Below are 710 nucleotides of genomic sequence, written 5' to 3'. Positions count from 1 at the left end.
ATGGAGGAGGTTGGTTAACACATCCAGCTGTATTTAAGAGAGCTATGCAACTCAATAGTTTTAAGATTTTCTTCATTTTTCCCCTCTTTCAATGGATTTATTTACGATAAAACAGAGCTCATAAACCTGTTGATATTTCCTGTCACCGCTGCTTAAAACAACGGTGAACAATATTGAGATGATTGGTTGAGAAAACAATCCCACCATTCCAAGCGAAGGCAAGGATGGCGGATTGTTGATCATCACTAGCAAGACTTAAGGTTTGCATTCAGGTGCATTTTTATATTTTTTACAAAAAGGGCTGTTTAAGCGCTTCTTGACACTGGGCCTCGGGATCACAGCACCTGGACGACAAATGGGCAAGTTTTCGGCTCTAAAAGTATAACACCACCCTCCCGCTCTTGCTACTTCTTCATCTTTATAGCGGAATCCTGATTGAATCATGCAAGCATAAGTTGTTGCTTTTGCATTGATGCTCTGCTTTCTATTTTCTGGAAATACATCATAAGGCGTTGGCATACCACATTCTAATAATGCTTTTCCTATTTCAGTAAAATCTGCTCCTGGCTTCTCCCAAGCAGTCAAGTATCCTGAAGGAGGCTTATTAAACTGACATCCAGCGATACTGAATAGAGTTACAGCACTTAATAATTTTAAGGTTTGTTTCATTTTTTACTCCATGATTTACTTGAAGGAACTTGTTCACGATG

2 protein-coding genes are annotated in these 710 nt (G+C 39.2%); both read right to left on the bottom strand.

Annotated elements, in window-relative coordinates; all coding sequences use genetic code 11:
- Window positions 1–142: 142 nt before the first annotated feature.
- Window positions 143–268, bottom strand: a complete 126-nt coding sequence (locus ACFIQE_RS11170) for a hypothetical protein (protein ID WP_375637186.1) — start codon at window positions 266–268, stop codon at window positions 143–145.
- Complete coding sequence (locus ACFIQE_RS11165) at window positions 256–669, bottom strand: hypothetical protein (protein ID WP_273790553.1); 414 nt, start codon at window positions 667–669, stop codon at window positions 256–258. Before ACFIQE_RS11165 ends, ACFIQE_RS11170 begins: the two co-directional genes overlap by 13 nt.
- Between the last annotated feature and the right edge of the window lie 41 nt (window positions 670–710).

This window comes from Bartonella sp. AA1HLJMS (assembly GCF_042197445.1).
Taxonomy (GTDB): Bacteria; Pseudomonadota; Alphaproteobacteria; order Rhizobiales; family Rhizobiaceae; genus Bartonella.
The sequence above is the reverse complement of the archived record's forward strand: the minus strand, read 5'-3'. Positions and strand labels throughout refer to the sequence as shown.